The 22,146-nt window shown below is 40.6% G+C and carries 21 protein-coding genes; 13 read left to right on the top strand and 8 right to left on the bottom strand.

The genetic code is table 11. The features are described from left to right. Positions 1 to 89 precede the first annotated feature (89 nt). The 4 genes from AC1D69_RS16785 to AC1D69_RS16770 all read right to left on the bottom strand — a co-directional run bounded on the left by AC1D69_RS16785 (position 90) and on the right by AC1D69_RS16770 (position 3,920). Entirely contained in the window at positions 90 to 1,073 is a 984-nt protein-coding gene (locus tag AC1D69_RS16785) for an anti sigma factor C-terminal domain-containing protein (RefSeq protein WP_495457290.1), read from the bottom strand. Between the two features lies 1 nt (position 1,074). After that, positions 1,075 to 1,569 (bottom strand): RNA polymerase sigma factor, encoded by a 495-nt coding sequence (locus AC1D69_RS16780; protein ID WP_495457289.1) that lies wholly within the window; start codon positions 1,567 to 1,569, stop codon positions 1,075 to 1,077. A 144-nt stretch (positions 1,570 to 1,713) separates the two neighbouring features. After that, on the bottom strand, positions 1,714 to 2,952 hold the full coding sequence (locus AC1D69_RS16775) for an MFS transporter (RefSeq protein WP_495457288.1): 1,239 nt from the start codon (positions 2,950 to 2,952) through the stop codon (positions 1,714 to 1,716). 155 nt (positions 2,953 to 3,107) lie between these two features. After that, on the bottom strand, positions 3,108 to 3,920 hold the full coding sequence (locus AC1D69_RS16770; protein WP_495457287.1) for a lipase family protein: 813 nt from the start codon (positions 3,918 to 3,920) through the stop codon (positions 3,108 to 3,110). 299 nt (positions 3,921 to 4,219) lie between these two features. Between AC1D69_RS16770 and AC1D69_RS16765 the strand changes: the two genes are divergently transcribed. Next, entirely contained in the window at positions 4,220 to 4,657 is a 438-nt protein-coding gene (locus tag AC1D69_RS16765) for a TVP38/TMEM64 family protein (RefSeq protein ID WP_495457286.1), read from the top strand. 355 nt (positions 4,658 to 5,012) lie between these two features. Here AC1D69_RS16765 and AC1D69_RS16760 read toward each other — a convergent pair whose 3' ends face one another. The 4 genes from AC1D69_RS16760 to AC1D69_RS16745 all read right to left on the bottom strand — a co-directional run bounded on the left by AC1D69_RS16760 (position 5,013) and on the right by AC1D69_RS16745 (position 7,134). Further along, positions 5,013 to 5,294 carry a YxcD family protein gene (locus AC1D69_RS16760; RefSeq protein ID WP_495457285.1) on the bottom strand — a complete coding sequence of 94 codons (282 nt, stop codon included), beginning with the start codon at positions 5,292 to 5,294 and terminating at the stop codon, positions 5,013 to 5,015. Between the two features lie 5 nt (positions 5,295 to 5,299). Further along, positions 5,300 to 5,731, bottom strand: a complete 432-nt coding sequence (locus tag AC1D69_RS16755; protein WP_495457284.1) for a hypothetical protein — start codon at positions 5,729 to 5,731, stop codon at positions 5,300 to 5,302. Positions 5,732 to 5,826: 95 nt separating this feature from the next. Continuing rightward, on the bottom strand, positions 5,827 to 6,378 hold the full coding sequence (locus AC1D69_RS16750) for a PadR family transcriptional regulator (protein WP_495457283.1): 552 nt from the start codon (positions 6,376 to 6,378) through the stop codon (positions 5,827 to 5,829). 189 nt (positions 6,379 to 6,567) lie between these two features. Further along, entirely contained in the window at positions 6,568 to 7,134 is a 567-nt protein-coding gene (locus AC1D69_RS16745) for a beta-class carbonic anhydrase (RefSeq protein WP_495457282.1), read from the bottom strand. Positions 7,135 to 7,252: 118 nt separating this feature from the next. On the opposite strand from AC1D69_RS16745, the gene AC1D69_RS16740 reads away from it, so the two are divergent. The 12 genes from AC1D69_RS16740 to hfq all read left to right on the top strand — a co-directional run bounded on the left by AC1D69_RS16740 (position 7,253) and on the right by hfq (position 22,110). Then, entirely contained in the window at positions 7,253 to 8,770 is a 1,518-nt protein-coding gene (locus tag AC1D69_RS16740; protein ID WP_495457281.1) for a carboxypeptidase M32, read from the top strand. 184 nt (positions 8,771 to 8,954) lie between these two features. Next, positions 8,955 to 9,965 (top strand): ABC transporter substrate-binding protein, encoded by a 1,011-nt coding sequence (locus AC1D69_RS16735; RefSeq protein WP_495457280.1) that lies wholly within the window; start codon positions 8,955 to 8,957, stop codon positions 9,963 to 9,965. Between the two features lie 28 nt (positions 9,966 to 9,993). Beyond that, positions 9,994 to 10,770, top strand: a complete 777-nt coding sequence (locus AC1D69_RS16730; RefSeq protein WP_495457279.1) for an ABC transporter ATP-binding protein — start codon at positions 9,994 to 9,996, stop codon at positions 10,768 to 10,770. A gap of 80 nt (positions 10,771 to 10,850) precedes the next feature. Beyond that, the gene (locus tag AC1D69_RS16725; RefSeq protein WP_495457351.1) at positions 10,851 to 11,630 is read left to right on the top strand and encodes an ABC transporter permease; all 780 of its coding nucleotides are present in this window, start codon (positions 10,851 to 10,853) and stop codon (positions 11,628 to 11,630) included. Positions 11,631 to 11,738: 108 nt separating this feature from the next. Then, positions 11,739 to 12,716, top strand: coding sequence for an aromatic acid exporter family protein (locus AC1D69_RS16720; RefSeq protein ID WP_495457278.1), 978 nt, complete (start codon positions 11,739 to 11,741; stop codon positions 12,714 to 12,716). A 259-nt stretch (positions 12,717 to 12,975) separates the two neighbouring features. Continuing rightward, entirely contained in the window at positions 12,976 to 13,527 is a 552-nt protein-coding gene (locus AC1D69_RS16715) for an outer spore coat protein CotE (protein WP_068648547.1), read from the top strand. 181 nt (positions 13,528 to 13,708) lie between these two features. After that, a complete protein-coding gene (locus AC1D69_RS16710) occupies positions 13,709 to 14,956 on the top strand; it encodes a putative amidoligase domain-containing protein (RefSeq protein WP_495457277.1) in 1,248 nt (415 codons plus the stop codon). Between the two features lie 36 nt (positions 14,957 to 14,992). Beyond that, positions 14,993 to 17,773 (top strand): DNA mismatch repair protein MutS, encoded by a 2,781-nt coding sequence (gene mutS, locus AC1D69_RS16705; protein WP_495457276.1) that lies wholly within the window; start codon positions 14,993 to 14,995, stop codon positions 17,771 to 17,773. A 315-nt stretch (positions 17,774 to 18,088) separates the two neighbouring features. Further along, positions 18,089 to 20,050, top strand: coding sequence for a DNA mismatch repair endonuclease MutL (mutL, locus tag AC1D69_RS16700; protein ID WP_495457275.1), 1,962 nt, complete (start codon positions 18,089 to 18,091; stop codon positions 20,048 to 20,050). A 48-nt stretch (positions 20,051 to 20,098) separates the two neighbouring features. Beyond that, complete coding sequence (locus AC1D69_RS16695; protein WP_495457274.1) at positions 20,099 to 20,887, top strand: class I SAM-dependent methyltransferase; 789 nt, start codon at positions 20,099 to 20,101, stop codon at positions 20,885 to 20,887. Further along, entirely contained in the window at positions 20,871 to 21,851 is a 981-nt protein-coding gene (gene miaA / locus AC1D69_RS16690; protein ID WP_495457273.1) for a tRNA (adenosine(37)-N6)-dimethylallyltransferase MiaA, read from the top strand. Before AC1D69_RS16695 ends, miaA begins: the two co-directional genes overlap by 17 nt. A 19-nt stretch (positions 21,852 to 21,870) precedes the next feature. Further along, positions 21,871 to 22,110, top strand: coding sequence for an RNA chaperone Hfq (hfq, locus tag AC1D69_RS16685; protein WP_068585714.1), 240 nt, complete (start codon positions 21,871 to 21,873; stop codon positions 22,108 to 22,110). The last annotated feature ends 36 nt before the right edge of the window (positions 22,111 to 22,146 follow it).

Below are 22,146 nucleotides of genomic sequence, written 5' to 3'. Positions count from 1 at the left end.
TAGCTTTGAAGTGCATGTTAAGTGCACCCATTCATCAGTGAATATTACCCAATTACTTCTTCTGTAAAGCATAAAATGTTGGTAGGAATTTAGTTAGGAATGACTCTTTTGTCAGATATTACTCCAAATGTAGAGGCTTTTATAAATGGTTGCCCTTGTAATTGTTTTAATTGTTCTGCTGTCCCTGTTACAACTGTACCAATAATTTTCACATCATTTGGTTCTAATATGTTATTATCCCCCGCTAATGATTCATGGATTTGGTCAGCTTCCCATTTGAAACTCTTACTGGCACGTAACTGTTCAACACTTGTCATAAAAGTGTCCATTCCGCCGGTTATCTCAAATTGTTCTGAATGAAACCCATACATGAGCATACCATCCGCAGAAAATATGAGCTTTACTTGCTTCATATAATTTAAATATTCTTTTGTGTAGGCGTCGACCCACCACCAAACGATGTCTACCTGAGAAGGAAGTAGGCGTTGGATCTCAGTATAAGTATATGCTTTATCGAATGATAATCCAAGCTCTACTAATGTATTGTCATCCATTTGATTTAGATTTCTAATACTGTTTTTATAAGTATCATACGAAACTTCAGGATGGTAAAAGATCATCTCTCGATCACCCGTATCAGCATTAAATCGGTGGTATTGGTTTGATTCTGATGGTATATCTAACGGAATGGATCCGTGTGAACCATATATTCGTGATGAGCGACCCAATAATGTGTACCTTCTTTCGACGGATTCCCAAATATATGGGGTTCCGCCAATCCACTTATAGGTTTTAGCTTCTATTTTTCCTCCAAACCAATTGTTGTCGTATGTTTGATGACTAATATGAATATTCGGTGCACTAATTTCATTAAACATAACTATTTCGTTCATTGTTTTTTGTGCTTGATTGAGGGACAACGTCCTGAACCCATACCATAATAACACCAACACAATGGGGGTTATGATCACGGTGACTCCAATCATTTTCAATGTGGACAGTAGCTTTGCTTTCCTCATTATTTTTTTAGCTTGTTTCTCATCAAATGAGAAATGATTCAGATCCTCGTCCATATTAAAGATCCTCCTTGAAGTTTTTTATGAATCTTTCCTTTGCACGTGCGACATGCGTTTTCAGTGTATTCTCATTCTTATTTAATAACGATGAGATACTTTTGTAAGACAAGTCTAACTCGAATTTAAGGATTAACATTTCTTGGTGAAATTCAGATAGTGTTTCAAGCGTATCTCTGATATTCCTTGATTTTTCCTTTTGTAGGATGCTGATTTCTGGAAGGTTAGTCAAAGAGAGTAGAGGGACATCATCAACATCTATTGTGGGATGACGCGTATCCTTTCGCTTCAGATCGTAGAATTGATTTGTAGCAACACGAAATAGCCAACTCATGACTTTATCTGATGGAATCCCATCCTTATGTAATAAAAATTTATAACACGTATCTTGCATGATATCTTCTGCATCCTCATGGGTAATTCCGCGTTTTCTTAAGTATCTATATAAAATAGTTCCTACCTGCTGAAGAAATTCATTCATTGTTTCTTTCGCCATGTCTGCCTCCTCCACACATACAACGCACAACTCTCTAATAAGTTTACAGCTCATCTTAAATGTGTAATTTCATAACTTAACTGTGTGTACACAAAAAGAGATAAATCATCATCGCTTACGAGCGAGAATGGTTTATCTCCTTTTTTACACTAATTCATTACGAGCTTTTAAATATTTATATAATGCCATTCCAGAAAAAGCACATAGAAGTGCGCATAATCCAATGAAGCCATAACCCGCCTGAAGTCCGCGTAACAGGCCCAGTTCAGAATCAACTCCGAAAATTTCTCTTACATTGTTAGTAATGAAGCCGATTAGATAATTTCCGATAACACTACCAATGCCCATCATCGTTACTGTAAACGTAATGGCACTATCACTATCATTAGGATATCTTTTGGAAATGAAGGCCATAACGGTAGGGTAAATCAAGGCAATTCCGAGTCCAGCGCCAGCGAATAGAAATGAGACCGATTCTCCACCCACAATCGCAATAAAGGTACATATCGCCGAAAAGGCCGAAGCAAGGATAAGGGACAATGTGAAGCCTATTTTATCTGTAACGGGTCCCAACAACAATCTTGCAGCTGAGAAGCAGAAAAAGAATGCAGAGAGCATCCCGGATGCCGAGACGTTATTCCAACCATATGCCTTCTGCAGAAAATTAACTAACCATCCTCCCACTGCGAGTTCAGATACAACCCCAAAGGATAGGATCAGGACAAGGAGCCAAAGAGCAGGATCACGCAACAGTACCTTCACTGGAGTTCTCTCTGCCTGCGTTATGTCATCTCCTGGAAAGGTCCCCAAGAAGGCAGGAATCATCGGCAAGATCGACAAAAGGAGCATGATGAGATACATTCCACGCCAGTCTACCAGATGACCATACACTGTGACAGCCATCAATCCTGAAGCTATCATAGGGGCAACGGTTGAACTCAACCCGTAAAAGAAATGCGAAAGATTCATCATCGTACCGGTATTCTTTACAAAAATCTGTGCGCCGAGTATAGCTAATGATATTTCTAGCATGCCATTGCCGATATACATAATGAAATATGATGAAGAAAAAATAGGATAAGTGCGTGATACAAAGATCAGAATACCGGATACCATCATGGATCCAAAGGCAACCATGGTGACGGCTTTAATCCCGATTTTACGTGTTAGTAGAGCTGTAAAGGAACAGGCAATGAGATAACCGAGTGCATTAAGCGATAATAACGTACCCAGTTGCATTTCGTTTAGATTGAAATCATATTGGATCCGTGGAATAGCAGGACCTTTAATATTCTCCGAGATCCCAAAAATGATAAAACCTAAAAATATAGTTGCTAATTGTAAAGTGTATTTCCTATCAAACTTCCATGACTTTTTGTTCAATGAGAGTAACTCCTAACTGGTCTGAAATACCGAAATAACTTATTAAATTATTTTTAATAAGATTCAATATAACTGTGTGACAAGATATTGTCAACGGAATTACGATACTTAAATCAACACTTTACCTGCTAAATTGAACATAAATCTATATAAAGTTACTCCAATGATTCCGTTGTTATAATGACCGGACAGAATCCAGGATTCGTTACACATAACTGTTCCGTAAATTCTGGCTGGAGTTTGGAAAGATCTGCGAAATAGCTCCCAATCATATGATTAATGCCAACAGATCCATTCTGGAAAGATAGGGAAGAGAGGGTCTGGACATGACGGTAATAATACCTTTTTTCCCGCTTGGGCAACTTGTAGACGGATGGAGGAGCATAGGTTACGAGGTCAAATATATTCGCAAACCGTTGGCTATTCTGAACGTACTTTGAGATCGTTTTAGAGAAGGTAGGGTCACCTACGCGTGGAGAGCCATATGTAATCAAATTTGGTGAAATGTGAGGCGTATTTGCTGCAATATCAACAGCACATAATGTCGCTAGTGCTGCACCGAGGCTGTGACCTGTAATATATAACGTTTTGTCAGGAGACAGCGTAGTAACTGTGGAGATGATCTCATCGCGAGCTGAGGAATAGATGTCTGTAAATCCGCGATGGGTAAGACAATCTTCTTTAATATATTGGAACTTCCTTTGGGAGGCGTTGATGTTAGAGATCCAGTTGGGCCTCGAGCTAGTTCCCCTAAAGGCAATGATAATCTCCTGTGGGGATTCCAGAATAAACCCAAAGCGTTCCCATACATGGGTGATGGATTTCGCTTGAATGGTATCAGTGACCCAATAATCTGATGGAACAACGAACAACCCATCTAGGTTTGCAAATTGTGCATAGGTCTGTCCGCAGATCGCAGCTAAAAAGATAGCCCATTGCTCTTGTTCATTATTTTTTCCCAAGCCCATCACACCCTTTCTCTACACTATATTTAGGGGGTAGGGGAGAGGTGCCTATAGAGTAAGAATGTAACTCCTTGCGCTAACATGACGATCGTGATCTGTAGATATTCACATTGAAAGATGGAAAGGAAACGCCTCATAATCTGGTATAAAGAAGAATAAAGTGATAGAATGTTTTGTTGCTATCCTACCCACAATAAATAGATAGAGACAGTATGAGGTTGAAAACGGATCGAAAATATAATTAAGGAAAGTCAAGGTGAATACCCATTAAGAAGAAAGCAAGAATTGTTTCATTTGCAGCTTTGAGCGTTATCACAATACTCTTGCTATGTTATTCCGATGCATTGGATTTTTTGTTAAAAGTGGATATAGATACGATCCGTGAAGTTGCGAATGAAAATATGCTGTATATCTTGTTCCTTATGTTCGTAATTATGATACTTCAGAATATGTTTACTGTTATTCCACTGATCCTAGTAATCTCAGTGAATATCACCCTGTTCGGACTGTTCTACGGTTTCATATGGAGTTGGGTGACCAGTCTTTTAGGTGGTGTTGTCGTATTCTTAGCCTCACGTTTCTGGTTTCAGGGTCTACTAATTAGCAAAGTGAGTTCAGAGTGGATGGGGAAAATTGAGAATAAAGGAGCCTGGTTTGTTTTTTGGGGCAGGATATTTCCTTTAGCACCATCGAATCTGATCAATATTGCATCGGGTGTTTGTTCAATTCAATTCAATTAAAACATTTTAATCTATTGTTCTATCCTTCATTTCGGATGGCATATTGTCCTTCTCTTTGACTAGCCCTCTCGATATTACCATCTGTGTAGGGGGCATCATCATCGTGGTTGATTATTATGTGTTGAAATTTTCGAATAAACGTCTAAACGTCGGAGAAATCGTGAAATGCCATAGCGTACATAGCGTATGATCTATATGAAAAAGGGGTTGTCCAAAGCCATGTTGAAATGGCAGGACAACCCCTTATCTAAAATATAAGAATTTATAAGTATTTCGGCTTATAAATAGTCTTATATTTCAACGCTAAACGTTCCTTCGCCGCTAAAGGACGGCGAGGCCGTTTATGCTTGTGATATTAGTCTGTAATTACATTAGCCGTAATTTCTTCATCGAGTTCTAACGTTACTTGTTCGCGATAAGCACGAATATTGTATTCGCTTTGTAGGTAGCGAAGAATCGCTTCAATCATGTTAGACTCCACTAGAAATTGACTACGACCTTGCACCCATACTTCAGCGGTATAACCATCTTCTTCATCCCAACTGAGTTCAACCAGTACATCTGTAGGACGTACAGCTTTGCGTTCAGCTATGTGTAGGCAAATCGCATTTATAATTTCATCCATTGTTAGAACCATATCAATTAGTACCTTCCGTCACGTGGATCTGGTTTACGTCGGTTCTTGTAAGCTCTGTATCCTGCCATGACAAGAGAGATTAGAACAACAACCGCAAGCAAGTTAATGATTAGTCCAAAGAAATTACCCATGAATCCCATGTTCCCGAACATACCACCGAACAACATACCAGCTAATCCACCAAACATTAGACCTTTCATCAATCCACCACCGCTAAAGAATCCGCGTTTCGCTGTTGTGCCTGCAGCTGTAGATTTATTGTTACTTGTTGTAGATTTCGATACATTATCGTTCGTAGTTGATTTCTTCGGTGTAGTCGTAAATGATTTCGGACTAGATTTATATCCACCACCACGACGCGCATCAACGCTAGTAGACGGAGCAACGGTAGCAAAGATAAGAGTAAATGCCATAACTGTCATAAGCCATTTCTTCATTAAGTTATAATCCCCCTAAGTGTATTGTATATTTATTTTGTTGAAACTATTATTCTCTACGTATTAAAAGATTTAAAGTTTCATAATTAATCAAATTAATTATTTAGATTTGTTTTAATTTGTTGCACATGAAGTATTTCCAACATCATATTCGTCCATTCAAGATTACCTCTTACCGTATGAATCCCTTTCTGGAGTAACATGTAATCATAAAATTCAGGTGTTCCGAATTCCAGAGTATCTAACGTTCTATCCCCTATTTTATGATTGAATTTCTCTAATTTGGTTTCCAAATGGATTTTTCTTTTTTTAATCATATCCATAGCATTCTCTAAATCCGTTAACCACATACAGAATGTTTTCATAGATAATTCATCTCGTGTGATGGGATCTGTAAGAGGTAAGTACAACCATTCTTTGAGCTTTGATATACCTTTCTCCGTGATAGTATAAAGCTTCTTGTCTGGTTTCTCACATTGTACGATCCAACATGAAGTTAGGTATTCTTCGGACTCCATTTGCGACAGGAGAGGGTAAATCTGACTATGTTTCGCTGGCCAAAAAGGTTGAAGATTAAGCATGAGATTATATCCTGAAGACTGCTCCCGGGCAAGAAAAGCAAGGAGTGCATAGGAAAGTGTATTCATACGAGCATATCTCCTAATCATGAATTTTTCACTGATAAGAAGTGTACACTTAAACTGTATGGTTTGGCAACCAAACTGTTATTGCATATAAAAAAGACACGGATGATGTCATCCGCGCTTCGTTTAAAATATAGCGGGTACCGTCCTTGAAAAATGACGGTATCACCGCTTCTAATTTGTGAGTGTGTATTATTCAGTTAGGTATCCATCTACAATAAGCTCTAGAGCGCCATTATTTGGATCGATAATCATACCGTGAACAGGTATATTTGGAGGTAGAAGTGGGTGATTTTTAATAATGTCAACGGTACCCATGACGCCTTCTTTTTCATTATCAAAACCACGTAGCCATTTCGTTAACTTGATTCCTGAATTCTCTAATGTTGATAATACGGTTTCTGAGACACCACGGTCTTTAATGAGTCCAATCATATGGTCTGCGTTCAAAGATGCCATACCACAATCCATGTGACCAACGACAAAGACTTCATCTGCTTGAAGCTCATATATTGCAACCAACACACTACGCATAACACTACCGAAAGGTTGTGAAATAATAGCCCCTGCATTTTTGATGAGTTTGACGTCACCATTCTTGAAATTCATTGCTTTAGGAAGTAATTCGGTGAGGCGAGTATCCATACAAGTGATAACAACGATTCTCTTCTCAGGGAATTTGTTAGTACGATAGGCTTCGTACTCTTTGTTCTCAACAAAATGACGATTGTGTTCTAATACTTCAGTAATGTGATTCATGGGGGACCTCTTCCTCCTTTTTATTTTAACGATTTTCGTTCTTAGAAGTTGATTATACTTTTCTTAAAAAGTATCATCAAGAGGAAACAATAATTTTTTTCGTGAGGTGGATCACATAATGGAAGATCAAGTAAAAATGAAATTAGAACAATTCCGGGAGTTAGTTCGTAAAATTAGAGGATATTATGAAGCTGTAGCTTTAATGCAATGGGATCTACGGACGGGTGCTCCCCGTAAAGGTGCTGAATTTCGCTCAGAGGCCATTGGAATGTTAGATACAGAAATGTTTAAGTTACAAATCTCAGATGAGATGGGAAACTATCTGGAATATTTTACAAAACCAGAAATTGCAGAACAGCTGGATGAAATAGATCTTAAAATCGTGAAAGATTGTAAAAATGACTTTGATCGAAACAAGCTTATTCCAGCGGAAAAGTTCCAAGAGTACTCCGTATTAACAGCTCATTCGCAAACCCTATGGGAAGATGCAAAGGAAACAAGCGATTTTGCTGGATTTGAACCTTATTTGAGTAAGATTGTTGCCATGAAGCAAGAGTTTATCGACTATTGGGGAGTCAAGGGAACAAGATACGATACGCTCATTGATATGTATGAACCGGATATGACCGTTGCGAAATTAGATAAATTGTTTAATCAATTACGTAGCCGATTATTGCCACTAGTTGAGAAAATTCACGCGTCTGAGTACCAACCGGACAATGGATTCCTACAGCAAATATTTGAGATCGATCAACAAGAGAAGTTCGGCCTCTTCATTCTTGAACAGATGGGATATGACTTTCAAGCAGGACGTCAAGATGAGAGTGTACATCCGTTTGCTACGGGACTGAACATTGGAGATGTTCGGATAACGACACATTATTTACAAGATGATGTAACAAGTGCGATATTCAGTTCTTTACACGAAGGCGGACATGCTCTTTACGAGCAGAACATTGACGCTAAGCTCGGAGGGACTCCTTTAGCTGAAGGTACTTCTATGGGAATACATGAATCTCAGTCACGCTTATGGGAAAATATGATTGGACGTAGCCGTTCGTTCTGGGAAAGATATTATGGAGATTTGCAACAACATTTCGGTCCGCAACTGCAGGGTGTATCCGTAGATGAATTCTATCGAGCTATTAATCGGGTAGAGAATTCACTGATCCGCATTGAAGCAGACGAATTAACGTATAATCTGCATATTATTATTCGATATGAGATCGAGCAGATGTTATTTAACGAAGGATTATCGGTTAAAGATTTACCAGAGGTATGGAATGCCAAATATCAAGAGTATCTGGGTGTAACACCTCCAAATGATGGACTTGGCGTCCTTCAGGATGTTCACTGGTCTGGTGGTGATTTTGGTTACTTCGCATCTTACTCACTAGGTAATATGTATGCAGCTCAATTCTTACATACCATCCGTAAAGAGCTACCTCAGTATGATGAGTGGATTGCAGAAGGCAACCTATTACCTATTAAAGAATGGCTTACTACCAAAATCTACAAATATGGCAAGAGTCTTACACCTACAGAAATCTTATTACAGGTAACAGGTGAGGAACTGAATCCAGACTACTTGGCGGACTATTTGGAAGAGAAATATAAAGAAATTTACAAATTATAGTCTGAGTACTATTGAATCACTCTATTAAATAGAGATTATTGCATAAGGTCTTGATTCTTCTACGATTAGTAGAAAATCAGGGCCTTTTTTTTGCCTAGAGATTTAAATGAGAGTACATGAATAACCTTTTGTAGGCTGAGGGCATATGATGCCATATCTTATACGAAAGAATGGAGGATACCATATGTGGAAAGGAACAAAAAAGCTGACTGCAGTAGCAGGTATTCTTCTTCTCTGTACGACGGCCATTGCTGGGTGCGGAGGGAAAGATGCTACGACGAAGGTGAAGATTGGGGAAGTAACCCGGTCAGTATTTTATGCTCCAGAATATGTTGCCATAGAGAAGGGTTTCTTTAAGGATGAGGGGTTAGATGTCGAGCTACAGACGACCTTCGGCGGAGATAAGACGATGACAGCATTGTTATCGAACGCGATAGACGTGGCACTTGTTGGCTCAGAAACATCCATTTATGTGTATCAGCAAGGATCCGAGGATCCTGTCATTAATTTCGCTCAATTGACTCAGACAGATGGAACATTCCTTGTTGCGAGAGAAGACAGTGGAACATTTAGCTGGGATCAGTTGAAGGGTGAGGTGTTCTTAGGGCAACGCAAAGGTGGTATGCCACAAATGGCCGGGGAGTTTACACTCAAGAAAAAAGGCATTGATCCACATGTCGATTTGGAATTAATTCAGAATATTGATTTCGCGAATATCGCATCAGCCTTTGCATCGGGAACAGGGAAATATGTACAGTTGTTTGAGCCACAGGCCTCCATTTTTGAAAAAGAAGGTAAAGGTCATGTAGTCGCCTCATTCGGTGTAGAAAGCGGGCAACTTCCATACACCGTGTTTATGAGCAAACAAAGTTATATGAAGAAAAATGCGGATACGGTGCAGAAGTTCACGAACGCCATTCAGAAAGCACAGCAATGGGTAGCAGGACATACGCCTGAAGAGATTACGGATGCTATCATGCCCTATTTTAAAGATACAGATCGTGAGATCATTGTCTCCGCAGTGAAACGTTATCAAGAACAAGGCACGTATGCTACTGATCCTATACTAGATGAAGCAGAATGGAACAATCTTCTAGACGTTATGGATAATGCAGGCGAATTGAAGGAACGGGTGACACAAGACGCGATTGTAGATAATTCATTTGCAGAGAAGGCAAAAGTGACGGTGAAATAACGTAATCCCTGCCAAAAGGAGAGTGCACATGGTACCTGTTGTTGAGTTGAATGATGTCGCCCATGTCTATATCACTGATCGCGAAGCCTCTCTGGCTGTGGATCATCTTCAAATGTCGGTTGCTCCTGGAGAATTTGTAAGTATTGTTGGGCCTAGTGGATGTGGTAAGACCACCATTCTGTCTATTATTGCAGGACTACTTACACCAAGTCACGGAGAAGTCCTTGTAAATGGTCACAAATTGGATGGACCAACACCTGAGGTAGGCTATATGTTACAACAGGATTATTTATTTCCCTGGCGTACCATTCTAAATAATGCCCTCATAGGGTTGGAGTTAACAGGAAGAGTCACACCGGAAAGTATAGAGGTGACTTCAGGTCTGCTTGAAGAGATGGGTCTAAAAGGGAAAGAAAATATTTATCCACAACAACTCTCAGGTGGAATGCGCCAACGCGTTGCACTTGTTCGGACACTGGCTACGGATCCCAGTCTATTGCTACTAGATGAACCTTTCTCTGCACTTGATTACCAGACAAAACTTCAATTAGAGGATTTGATATCTAGGACTTTACGTGAACGCAACAAAACGGCAGTGCTTGTTACCCATGATCTATCCGAAGCGATTGCGATGAGCGATCGGATTATTTTACTTGGTAGCAATCCTGGAAGAATACGTAAGACGTTCGATGTACCCCACAACATTCGAGAAGTGTTACCTTTTCATGCTCGTGATCAGGAAGGGTTCCAACATCTCTTTCACGAGATCTGGAGTGCAATGGAAATGACAAATGAGCAGAAGTGAGGAGGTGATCGATTAGGATGATAAGGAGAAGTCGAACGGAGGATGAGTCTACTGACACGAGGCACAGCGAATTAACTTCCATGTATCAAAATCATCTTGCTTTCAAAAAAAAGCAACGCCTGAACATATTATCCGTCCAGCTAGGATTGTTATTGTTGTTATTCGTTTTGTGGGAGACAGCTGGAAGGCTGAAATGGATCGATGTACTGTTATTCAGTTATCCGAGTAAAATATTTAAACATATTGCACAAGAAGTCATTAGCGGAGAACTCTGGGGACACTTGGGAGTAACGGTCGGTGAGACTGTCGTAGGTTTCGTACTTGGGACGGGACTTGGAACAGTTCTAGCCATTCTTATCTGGTGGTCGCCGTTCTTATCGAAAGTGCTAGATCCTTATATGGTTGTGTTTAATAGTATGCCGAAGGTAGCATTGGGACCACTATTTATCGTAGTGTTTGGTGCTGGCTTTACGGCCATTGTCGTGACTACATTGTCTGTCATCGTCATTATTACCACATTAGTGGTATACAATAGTTTCTCTGAAGTGGATTCTAATCTAGTTAAAGTCGTGCGAACATTCGGGGGATCACGATCAGATATTTTTCGAAAAGTTATCTTTCCAGCATCTTTCCCAGCCATTATCTCCACACTGAAAGTCAATGTGGGTCTAGCTTGGGTTGGTGTTATTGTCGGAGAATTTCTAGTGGCACAGATGGGGTTAGGATACTTAATTATCTACGGATTCCAAGTATTTAACTTCACCTTGGTGATGTCTAGTTTGTTCATTATTGCTGTAGTAGCAACGGTTATGTATCAACTTGTTGTCCTTATGGAGCGGAAGTTGTTGTCACATAAATAACGATTAGAAACATTCTTATCATGGAGTGTAAGATGTCACATTGTGTAGAAATATGAAATAAAGTACCATGAGACTACGATTATAATGATAGAAGAAAGAGGCGTCCTCATGGGTTTTCGTGTTATCAAAACAGCTATAGCTACACTTATTTCTGTTCAGATTGCAGCTCTAATTGGTATTCCCAATCCGCAGGCTGCAGGTCTGTTAGCTATTCTAGGGGTGGAAGTTACGCGTAAAAGGAGTCTTAGAACGATTTCGGCTCGTTTTTTCGCCTCCATCGTGGGGCTCCTTTTTGCGTGTGGACTATTCGCTCTATTTGGGTTCCATTATTGGGTACTAGCTCTATTTGTCCTCTTTGGATTTCCGTTAATTGTAAAGGCAAGCTTTAAAGAAGGGATCGTGACAAGTTCAGTCGTTGTGTTTCGTGTATTTGGAGAAGGTGTCCTATCGCTTCATATCGTGTTAACCCAGGTTGAACTGCTTGTTGTAGGACTAGGCTCTGCCATGATCGTTAATATGATCTATATGCCCAAAAGAGGAGAGCAGATGCTTGAGATTCGTCACAAGGTGGACGGGCTATTTGCTGTAATCTTTAATCAAGTGGCTTGTACGCTTCGTGATCCTCATTATTTATGGGACGGTAACGAGATTATTGAAGCGGGTAAAGCGATTAATGAAGGGTCACTGGCAGCAACTCGAGCGATGGAGAATCAGATGGTACGTCCTGACGTAGCCTGGAACATCTATTTTTACATGCGCAAGGAACAACTGGATTTGATCATGCAAATGATGCAACGAATTGCTGATGTGTATCAGAAACTTCCTCAGGCTGACTTGGTTGCGGATTTATTCGAACAACTTAGTCATGACGTTACAGAGGAAATGTACACGGGACGTACAGAAGTCTTACTCCATGAGTTGGAACAAGATTTCAAAGAAATGGATCTCCCAACCACTAGAGATGAGTTTGAGATTAGGTCTTCTATTTTACAATTATGCCGAGAATTATCATTGTATTTGAAGATCGCGAAGAAGAATAAATCTCCTGTCCCTAATAAAATGCGGGTTGAATATGCCTTGAAGTAAGATCATGTAATAAAATAGTATTTACATAGTTCATTGTAGTGAAGCGATGGAATTAACGTAGATCAGGTTAAGTATATCTTTAATAAAGGGTGTATGTAGCCCAATTACAGTACTGACTATACTTAATATGGCTCACTCTTTGTCAAGAAGAATAGTATCTCGTTGATTCTCTCAAAAAATATTTGCACTGGGCTAATCAACTTTTGCCTACCTCCTGCATACACTTAGTAGTGAATGATTGTATGGAGGAGGTTCAAAGATGTCATTAAGTCGTAAACATCAAAGTAGAGAGATCATAACGAAAGCGATCTGCGGCAAAGGTCGTAAGTTCTCTACCGTAACACATACCGTAACTCCGCCTCATAATCCAACCAGTATCTTGGGTGCATGGATTATAAACCATCAATATGAAGCGGTAGCGGCCGGAGACGGAATTGAAGTTATTGGTACTTACGATATCAACATTTGGTATTCTTACGACAAAAATTCCCAGACAGATGTAGCCAAAGAAACTGTACCGTATGTAGAATTTGTCTCGCTGTCGTATCTAGACCCAAGACACCGTGCTTCAACAGTGGAGGTATCTGCGGAGGCAACGCAGGAACCTAGTTGTGTTGAAGCAAGTGTATCTTCGGGTGGGGGAAGCGTCATTATCCGTGTCGAAAGGGAATTCACTGTGGAACTCATTGCTGAGACCAAAGTATTCGTCCTGATCGGACATGAAGATTATGACGATAAGGAATTTGAATTCAGCGAGGATACTGGAGATTATGAAGACCTTGACCCTGATTTACTGGATGATGACCTGTAATAACAAGGGTAAGATTTAAATGGTATAACGTATTATATGATTCGAGGGCGTCTGTGTAGAGGGCGGATGCCCTCCTTTTTTGTTTTTATTTAAATCCTTATATTTCTGCTGAAACAAATGCCTTCCTTGAACCAAAGGACGTCTTAACCGTTTCTACTTGAGTGAAGGGGGAATTACGTAAGTGGATCAAGAAGAGTCTCTCTATAAATCGATGTCACTCCCAGCGGCACAAGCTCGACTTATCCGTTCTGGGGTCTCAGCTCAGCTTATGGAAGGTAGATCAGGACGTGAACACACATCTATCTATCGTAGCAGGTATGCTGTGCAAGTATGTAATTTACGTGGAATTGAAGTCAGTAAGTTAGGAATTGGTGCTAGTAGAATAGGTGTAATGCAGGGTTCTGGGAGAACGGAAATGGACATTGAACATCATCCTTTAATGAAAAGATTAACGAAGGTGGCTGTACGAAGCTTATATACGTTAGGTATAGATTCAGGTGAAGCTATCATCTCAACCTATGGTGATCGCCAATATGTGTTAGAACAGATTACACCATTATCGAAATTACGTGAACCTAAGTTGGCTGCATTATATAAACAACAACGAGCAAATGTACATAAGGTTTTACGTGAAGAAGAAAAGAATGGGATTCAGTTAATGATGGGTATGGATCCAGAATTTCTACTTGTCAATTCATCATCCATGGAAGTTGTTCCAGCTTCTGAATTTCTAGAACGAGTTGGTGAGGTGGGGTGTGATGCGGTTCATATGGAAGGGGTAACTAGCTACCCTGTGGCGGAATTACGTCCTGGACCACGTCTAGAACCACGAGGCTTACTGATTGAGCTTATGCACACGATGGGTTCCGCAAAGAAGTTAATTCGAGATCGATCATTAATATGGATGGCTGGGGGAATGCCAATACCTGGTCTGCCATTAGGTGGACACTTACATTTCAGTGGGATTGTGCTCACAACGTCCCTTTTGGAGGCTTTGGATAATTATTTGGCGCTTCCTGTTATGTTGCTTGAAGATCATACAAGCTTATCTAGACGGCCTCGGTATGGTTATCTAGGGGATTTCAGAAGGCAACCGCATGGGGGGTTTGAGTATCGAACACTTCCCAGTTTCTTAGTATCTCCACTCGTAGCGAAGGGTGTTGTATACCTAGCTTATTTGATTATGCTTCATTATAAACAATTAACTCTGAGACCTTTGCATCAAGAGAATATCCATAGAGCTTATTATGAAGGAAATAGGAATGTGATCCGAGATTGTGTAGAGCCATTGTTCAGAGATTTAACAGCTCTTCGTGATTATACAGCGTATGCCAAATATATCGATCCCTTAATGGTTCATATTTCCAACGGCAAGATATGGGATGAATCACGGGATATCCGTCCGCTATGGAATATTCCTGTGCTATAATAAATCTTAGTATAAGAAGATTTATGGAGGTAACTCATGGCCCAATATACGCCGATGATTGAACAATATTTGAAAGTGAAAGAACAAGCACAAGATGCTTTTTTGTTTTTCCGACTGGGAGATTTTTATGAAATGTTTTTTGAAGATGCGATTCTGGCATCTCGCGAGCTTGAGATCACGCTGACAGGGCGCGGAGGTGGAGGGGAAGAACGCATACCGATGTGTGGTGTGCCTTACCATGCTGCTGAGGGCTATATTCAGCGTCTAATAGAAAAGGGATATAAGGTTGCTATTTGTGAGCAACTTGAAGATGCGGCAACCACCAAAGGGATGGTGCGTCGTGATATTGTACGTGTTGTGACACCGGGAACGATTATGGATAGTAAGAACATCTCGGATAAATCAAATAATTATTTAGTATGTGTTACAACATCAAGCGGGATGATGAGCCTATCTGCTTGTGATCTTTCTACAGGGGAGTTGTATGTCACCTCGGTTCCATCTTCTTTGGAATGGCTTCGTGATGAGATTAATATATATGAACCTTCTGAGATCATAGGTGATCAAGGGATGTTAGATAGCATTCGATCCTTACAGCTTCAAGGAAACCGGCCTGTTGTCTATACGTCGTGGGATAAGAAAGATGAGAAGATGGTCCGGAGTCAATTCGGTGAAGCTTCATGGGCTCGATTGGATCAGGAGAGAGCGTTATGTGTCTCAGTGCTAATCTCATATCTTAGTGAGACACAGAGACGTTCCTTGGGCCAGTTAACACAAATTTCTTCCTATGAACCAGGTCATTTCATGATATTAGATCCCTTTACGCGGCGTAATCTAGAATTAGTGGAGACGGTCCGCGAAAGATCTAAGAAGGGTTCTTTGTTATGGCTTCTAGATAAAACAGAGACATCGATGGGTGCTCGCTTATTAAGACGTAGAATAGATAAGCCACTGTTACATCGGAGTCGAATTGAGGAACGGCTCGAAGCCGTTGAACTCCTATATAACCAGCTCATATTACGCGAAGATTTACGACAATCGCTTCGGGAAATCTACGATCTAGAGAGACTAGTGGGTAGAATAGCTTTTGGTAACGCGAATGGTCGTGATTTGAATGCACTTAAATTGTCTTTAGGCCAGATCCCGTCTCTCAAACAATTATGTGCAGCAACGCCATCCCTAACGCTTGGTAAAATTGCCAGAGAGATGGATGCCTGTGAAGATCTTTTTGATGAAATTAATCAAGCGATTAAAGATGAACCGCCATTATCCGTCCGTGATGGGGGATTAATCAAACCTGGATATCATGAACATTTGGACGAGCTTCGGGAAGCTAGCATCAATGGGAAGAAGTGGATTGCTGAGCTTGAAGCTAGAGAACGTGCGGCAACTGGCATTAAGTCTCTTAAGATTGGCTTCAATAAAGTATTTGGATATTATATTGAATTAACCAAATCTCATATTGGATCCTTACCCGAAGGTAGATATGAACGGAAACAAACGCTTGCCAATGCAGAGCGATATATTACACCTGAACTGAAAGAGAAAGAGAGTCTCATTCTAGAAGCGCAGGAGAAGATGGTGGATCTGGAATATTCTCTTTTTACAGAGTTAAGAGAGAAACTTAATAAGCAAATTCCACGTCTGCAGTCTCTGGCAGAGAAAGTTGCTGAATTGGATGTGTACCAATCTCTTGCAGCGACAAGTGCTGAACATGGCTTCGTGAAGCCTATACTAACAGAGAATTATGACCTCATTATTGAGGGTGGACGACATCCGGTCGTTGAGGCTGTGATGAAGGATTCTGCATTTATCTCAAATGCTACGAATCTGTCACAGGATTCAGCGAATATTTTACTAATCACAGGTCCTAATATGGCGGGTAAGAGTACGTATATGCGTCAGGTAGCCTTGATTTCCATTATGGCGCAGATCGGTTGTTTCGTCCCTGCGAGTCGGGCAGAGATTCCGATGGTAGACCGTATATTTACGAGAATTGGTGCAGCTGATGACCTGATTGGTGGTCAAAGTACCTTTATGGTAGAAATGGCAGATATTCAAGTGATGACAGAGAAAGCAACCCCTCGGAGTCTCATCATTATAGACGAGCTTGGTCGAGGAACATCTACCAGCGAGGGAATGGCCATTGCACAAGCCGTTATCGAATATGTACATGACGAAATTGGTTGTAAAGCGTTAGTATCCACCCATTTTCATGAATTATCCCATATCGAAGGAAGCTTGAAGGGATTACGAAATTACTCCATGGCCGTGCAAGAGAGCGGAGATAAAGTTCATTTCTTACGCAAGTTGATTCCAGGTCCGGCTGGCAGTAGTTATGGTGTTTATTGCGCTCGCTTAGCAGGATTACCTGACTCTATTATTGACCGTGCGAATGGACTTCTTGAAAGTTTGGAACAAGCAATTGTTACTTCAGAAGTGGCCGTTGCTACAGAAGGAGCAAATGTTAAAGGAATACCAGCGACTGAAGATGCAGTAGTACCAGGGGCAGCACAAACAGTAACGTTAACGTCAACGAATGAAGCATCGACTAAGGCATATGCCGTGCCAGCAATGGAGAAACATGCAACCTCTATAGTTGTAGATGACGAGATCAGAGAAGGCGGTGACGTTGTACAGCTATCCATCTTTGATGAAGAGGAAGTAAAACCTCACAAAAAAGAATCCATAGCTCCAATGAACCGTAACGTCACTCAGATTATAGATTCTGTGAAAAATCTCGATCTTATGAACATGACCCCCTTACAAGCCATGCAATTACTCCACGAGCTTAGTGTGAAGGCGAAGGGGATCTAAATATAAGGGAAATTAAGGTGCTAGGTAATTAAGGGATTAAGGAATTAAGGTGTTGAAGTGATTTGTGATTTTAAGAATATAAGTATTGAGTGAAATCGGAGTGTTACATTGTTTCATGCGCAAACGTAGCGGAGGGGGCGGAATTGTTCTGGAGAAGCGATAGCGTTCGCCTTTGCGGTCAGATTTCTACTGCTGAAGGCAGTATATAATCAAGAAATATGACTGCAACAGCGATCGTAAGAACAATCCGTCACCGTAGCGGCGGTAAGTATCACATTGTAAACTTAAATAAATGAAAAGAGAGAGGGAAAATCCATGGCCAAAATCCACATATTGGATGAGCACATAGCCAACCAGATTGCCGCAGGTGAGGTTGTGGAGCGTCCTGCCTCCGTTGTTAAGGAACTTGTAGAAAACGCGATTGATGCAGGGAGTACAAAGATTGAGGTTACGATCGAAGAAGGTGGACTTCAGAGTATTCGAGTAACAGATAATGGTTCAGGGATTGAACCGGAAGACTGTGAGTCTGCCTTTTATCGTCACGCTACAAGTAAAATTACTAATGGTCGCGATCTTTTTCATATTACAAGTCTAGGCTTTCGGGGTGAAGCATTACCAAGTATTGCAGCGGTATCCAAGGTGACACTTACCACTTCTAACCAAGAAGATGGATTGGGACGAAAGCTTATCATTGAAGGTGGAAACTTGATCTCTAATGATGATTCCGCGTCTCCTCGGGGAACTGATTTTCTGGTGAAAGAATTATTCTACAACACACCAGCAAGGCTGAAATATATGAAGACCATCCAGACTGAGCTAGGTCATATTTCAGATTATATGTATCGAATTGCTTTATCTCATCCGAGCATTGGAATCACGTTAAGACACAATGATAATACGTTATTGCAGACCGTAGGAAATGGAGATCTCCTTCAGGTTATTGCTGCCATTTATGGGACGCAAGCTGCGAAGGCAATGCTCCCGATACAAGCTGAAGATATGGATTACGGCATGCAAGGATTTGTGAGTATGCCAGAATGGACAAGATCAAATCGTAATGCAATATCAACCTTTGTGAATGGTCGTTATATTCGGAATAATGGTCTGAATCATGCCATACTGAGAGCCTATCATACCTTACTGCCTATTAATCGGTATCCACTTGCGATACTTTCGTTAACGATGCATCCTTCGATTGTGGATGTCAATGTTCATCCAGCGAAGCTTGAGGTACGCTTTAGTAAAGAGTCTGAATTATATCCATTTGTTGAACAATCGATTCATGCGGTATTGCGTCAACAAGTCCTCATCCCACAACCTGTGAAGCATCCTTTAGGAAACAAAGGAAGTTCATCTTTTATACAAGAACAATTCCGATTCACCAAGAATCAAGAGAATGGAACATCGGATGTGTCGAATAAATCCGTTCAATCTGATATGATGGAAAACTATTCGAGCAGAGCTTCTTTATCCCCCCAATATGCAACGAATTCAACAGGCCAGAATGAAGGGGTAAGGAATAGTGGATCTGCCAATAATGTTCGTTCGTCGAGTGCAAATACTCCGCTGAGAGAACGTAGTAACCATGAGTATAGAGTAAATGGGGTTATGGGAAATAAACCTCAAACGGGGCAGAATGTGCCTTTTAATCCTGAGGTATATGCGACTCCTAAGAATGGGTCACCGGATATTCCACCGTTTCCAGAGTTGACACTTATTGGGCAACATCATGGTACATACTTGATAGCTCAGAATGAAGATGGGCTATATTTAATCGACCAGCATGCAGCTCATGAGCGAATTAATTATGAATTTTATTATGAGCAATTTGGACGACCAAATGATGCTTCGCAAGAGCTGTTATTGCCCATTACCTTAGAATTTACGCCTTCGGAATCGGAACAATTGAAACATAAACTCACTTGGTTCGAACAAGTCGGGGTATACTTAGAACATTTCGGTGGACAGACCTTCCGTGTTCGATCGCTTCCCTATTGGTTCCCTAAGGGAGAAGAGCAGGCTCTAGTTGAGGAAATGGCAGAATGGGTATTAAGTGAACGCGTGATCGATCTGGCTAAATTAAGAGAGAAATCATCCATTCTATGTTCATGCAAAGCCTCTATTAAGGCGAATCAGAGTTTGACGACATTAGAATCTGATACGTTATTAGAGCGTTTAGCTGCTTGTAAACAACCCTATACATGTCCTCACGGACGTCCGATTGTGATATCATTCTCCACGTACGATTTAGAAAAATTATTTAAGCGTGTGATGTAGTGTAATGGAATAATGAAAACTTGTATTCACATATGACAGGAGAAAAACATGATTATTACAACAGGAAGAAGCGAGGCTACAGAAAGATTGGTGGAGCGTGCTAAGGCATTAGCTCTAGATACAGGATTCCGTTATGTACCGCGCCAGAGATCATCTGTAAAGAAGCTAGTTCAATCATCAGGAGATACAGTAGCACTCATTGTGCTGGATGGTGGCGCTAGGTTAGTCAGACCTGGACATCCGCCGATCGAATATCACCCAAGTATGGGTTATGTGAGAGTAAAACGTGTGATTAAAGGCGACAATGATCCTATGTTAGATGCAACAGGGATGCAAGTAGGAGACACAGTGTTAGATTGCACGGCTGGTCTGGGAAGTGACTCTCTTGTTTTTGCTGTAAAAGCCGGCCCTGAAGGTAAAGTGATGTCATTGGAGAGTTCGGGTGACTTGGCAGCCCTGTTGAAAGAAGGTTTGGGACATTACGTCACAGATCTTGAGGAAGTGAACCAAGCGATGCGACGAATCGAAGTGAAGCAGGGACATCATCTAGATGTATTAAGAGACATGCCGGATAAGAGTGTAGATGTTGTATACTTTGATCCGATGTTTCGGGAACCTTTAATGGCATCTGCAGCGATTAATCCGTTAAGAGAATTCGCCAATAGTGATGCACTTAGCTTAGATAGTATACAAGAAGCGATACGCGTGGCTAGAAAGTCGGTTGTGTTAAAAGAGAAGTGGGGTAGTCCTGAATTTGCACGACTTGGCTTCCAGATGATAGAGCGAAACAATTCAAAAATCACGTATGGAGTGATATTCCTTGACAATAGAGACTAAACCTTCTCTACTCGTGTTATTAGGTCCTACCGCCGTCGGAAAGACAAAGATGAGTATTGAAATTGCAAAACATTATGGCTGTGAAATTATTTCAGGTGATTCTATGCAGGTATACCGCCAAATGGATATTGGTACTGCCAAAATCTCGAAAGATGAAATGGAAGGTATCCCACATCATCTGATAGACATTCATGATCCAGATGATCCGTATTCTGTCGCCGAATTTCAAGAGCAGAGTCGACGACTCATTGAAGAGATTCACGCAAGAGGGAAGATTCCTTTTATTGTTGGAGGGACCGGGCTGTATATTGAATCCGTCTGTTATGATTTTCAATTTACCGATGTAGGCGCAGATGAAGAATTTCGAAATGAACAATTCGCTTACGCAGAGAGCTTTGGCGCAGAGGCTTTACACGATCGATTAAAGCTTGTAGACCCGATTAGTGCTGAGAGATTACATGCAAATGATCAGCGAAGAATCGTCCGAGCTTTGGAAATATATCATCTCACGAATAGGACTCTTTCGGATCAAATGGCTGCCCAAAAGAAAGAATCTCCCTATGATTTATGTATATTAGGTTTGACAATGGATAGGCAAATGCTATATAAACGTATTGAAGCTCGTATTGATGAAATGATTGAACAAGGATTAGTAGAAGAAGTGAAATCATTAATTCAAAGGGGTTACGGACCAGGTTTAATCTCGATGCAAGGTTTAGGTTACAAAGAGATCATAGCCTACTTGCAAGAAGAGTTAACATGGGAAGAAACAATAACGTTATTGAAACGGGATACACGTAGGTTTGCTAAGCGACAATTATCCTGGTTCCGCCATATGAAGGACATTTCATGGGTTGATGTTACGGACGTAGCAAATTTCTCTGAGAATTTCGCACGGATTCGTGATATAATAGCAGGAAAGTTTCTTTCAGATATTGAATATATATCTAAACAATCTAATTGAATCATTGGGGGTACGGCTAATGAACAAATCCATTAATATCCAGGATACTTTTTTAAATCAATTACGTAAAGAAAACATCTCTGTTACCATTTTCTTGGTGAACGGTTTTCAGATCAGAGGAACAATCAAAGCATTCGATAACTTTACGGTTGTAGTGGATAGTGAAGGTCGCCAACAAATGCTATTTAAGCATGCAATCTCAACGATTACTCCACAGCGTAATGTATCTCTTATGCAGGAACCTTCAACTGAGGCATAAAACAAAAAAATGAAACCTTTTATAATGTTTCTTCGT

The organism is Paenibacillus sp. Y301 (assembly GCF_059445505.1).
The sequence above is the reverse complement of the archived record's forward strand: the minus strand, read 5'-3'. Positions and strand labels throughout refer to the sequence as shown.

Excerpts from the sequence above, each read along its gene's own strand:
- mutS (WP_495457276.1), top strand. The coding sequence starts at position 14,993 with ATGGCCCAATATACGCCGATGATTGAACAATATTTGAAAGTGAAAGAA.
- AC1D69_RS16770 (WP_495457287.1), bottom strand. The coding sequence starts at position 3,920 with ATGGGCTTGGGAAAAAATAATGAACAAGAGCAATGGGCTATCTTTTTA.
- AC1D69_RS16730 (WP_495457279.1), top strand. The coding sequence starts at position 9,994 with ATGGTACCTGTTGTTGAGTTGAATGATGTCGCCCATGTCTATATCACT.
- AC1D69_RS16745 (WP_495457282.1), bottom strand. The coding sequence starts at position 7,134 with ATGAATCACATTACTGAAGTATTAGAACACAATCGTCATTTTGTTGAG.
- AC1D69_RS16735 (WP_495457280.1), top strand. The coding sequence starts at position 8,955 with ATGTGGAAAGGAACAAAAAAGCTGACTGCAGTAGCAGGTATTCTTCTT.
- AC1D69_RS16695 (WP_495457274.1), top strand. The coding sequence starts at position 20,099 with ATGATTATTACAACAGGAAGAAGCGAGGCTACAGAAAGATTGGTGGAG.
- AC1D69_RS16760 (WP_495457285.1), bottom strand. The coding sequence starts at position 5,294 with ATGGTTCTAACAATGGATGAAATTATAAATGCGATTTGCCTACACATA.
- AC1D69_RS16750 (WP_495457283.1), bottom strand. The coding sequence starts at position 6,378 with ATGAATACACTTTCCTATGCACTCCTTGCTTTTCTTGCCCGGGAGCAG.
- hfq (WP_068585714.1), top strand. The coding sequence starts at position 21,871 with ATGAACAAATCCATTAATATCCAGGATACTTTTTTAAATCAATTACGT.
- AC1D69_RS16755 (WP_495457284.1), bottom strand. The coding sequence starts at position 5,731 with ATGAAGAAATGGCTTATGACAGTTATGGCATTTACTCTTATCTTTGCT.
- AC1D69_RS16715 (WP_068648547.1), top strand. The coding sequence starts at position 12,976 with ATGTCATTAAGTCGTAAACATCAAAGTAGAGAGATCATAACGAAAGCG.
- AC1D69_RS16720 (WP_495457278.1), top strand. The coding sequence starts at position 11,739 with ATGGGTTTTCGTGTTATCAAAACAGCTATAGCTACACTTATTTCTGTT.
- mutL (WP_495457275.1), top strand. The coding sequence starts at position 18,089 with ATGGCCAAAATCCACATATTGGATGAGCACATAGCCAACCAGATTGCC.
- AC1D69_RS16740 (WP_495457281.1), top strand. The coding sequence starts at position 7,253 with ATGGAAGATCAAGTAAAAATGAAATTAGAACAATTCCGGGAGTTAGTT.
- AC1D69_RS16780 (WP_495457289.1), bottom strand. The coding sequence starts at position 1,569 with ATGGCGAAAGAAACAATGAATGAATTTCTTCAGCAGGTAGGAACTATT.
- AC1D69_RS16725 (WP_495457351.1), top strand. The coding sequence starts at position 10,851 with ATGTATCAAAATCATCTTGCTTTCAAAAAAAAGCAACGCCTGAACATA.
- AC1D69_RS16785 (WP_495457290.1), bottom strand. The coding sequence starts at position 1,073 with ATGGACGAGGATCTGAATCATTTCTCATTTGATGAGAAACAAGCTAAA.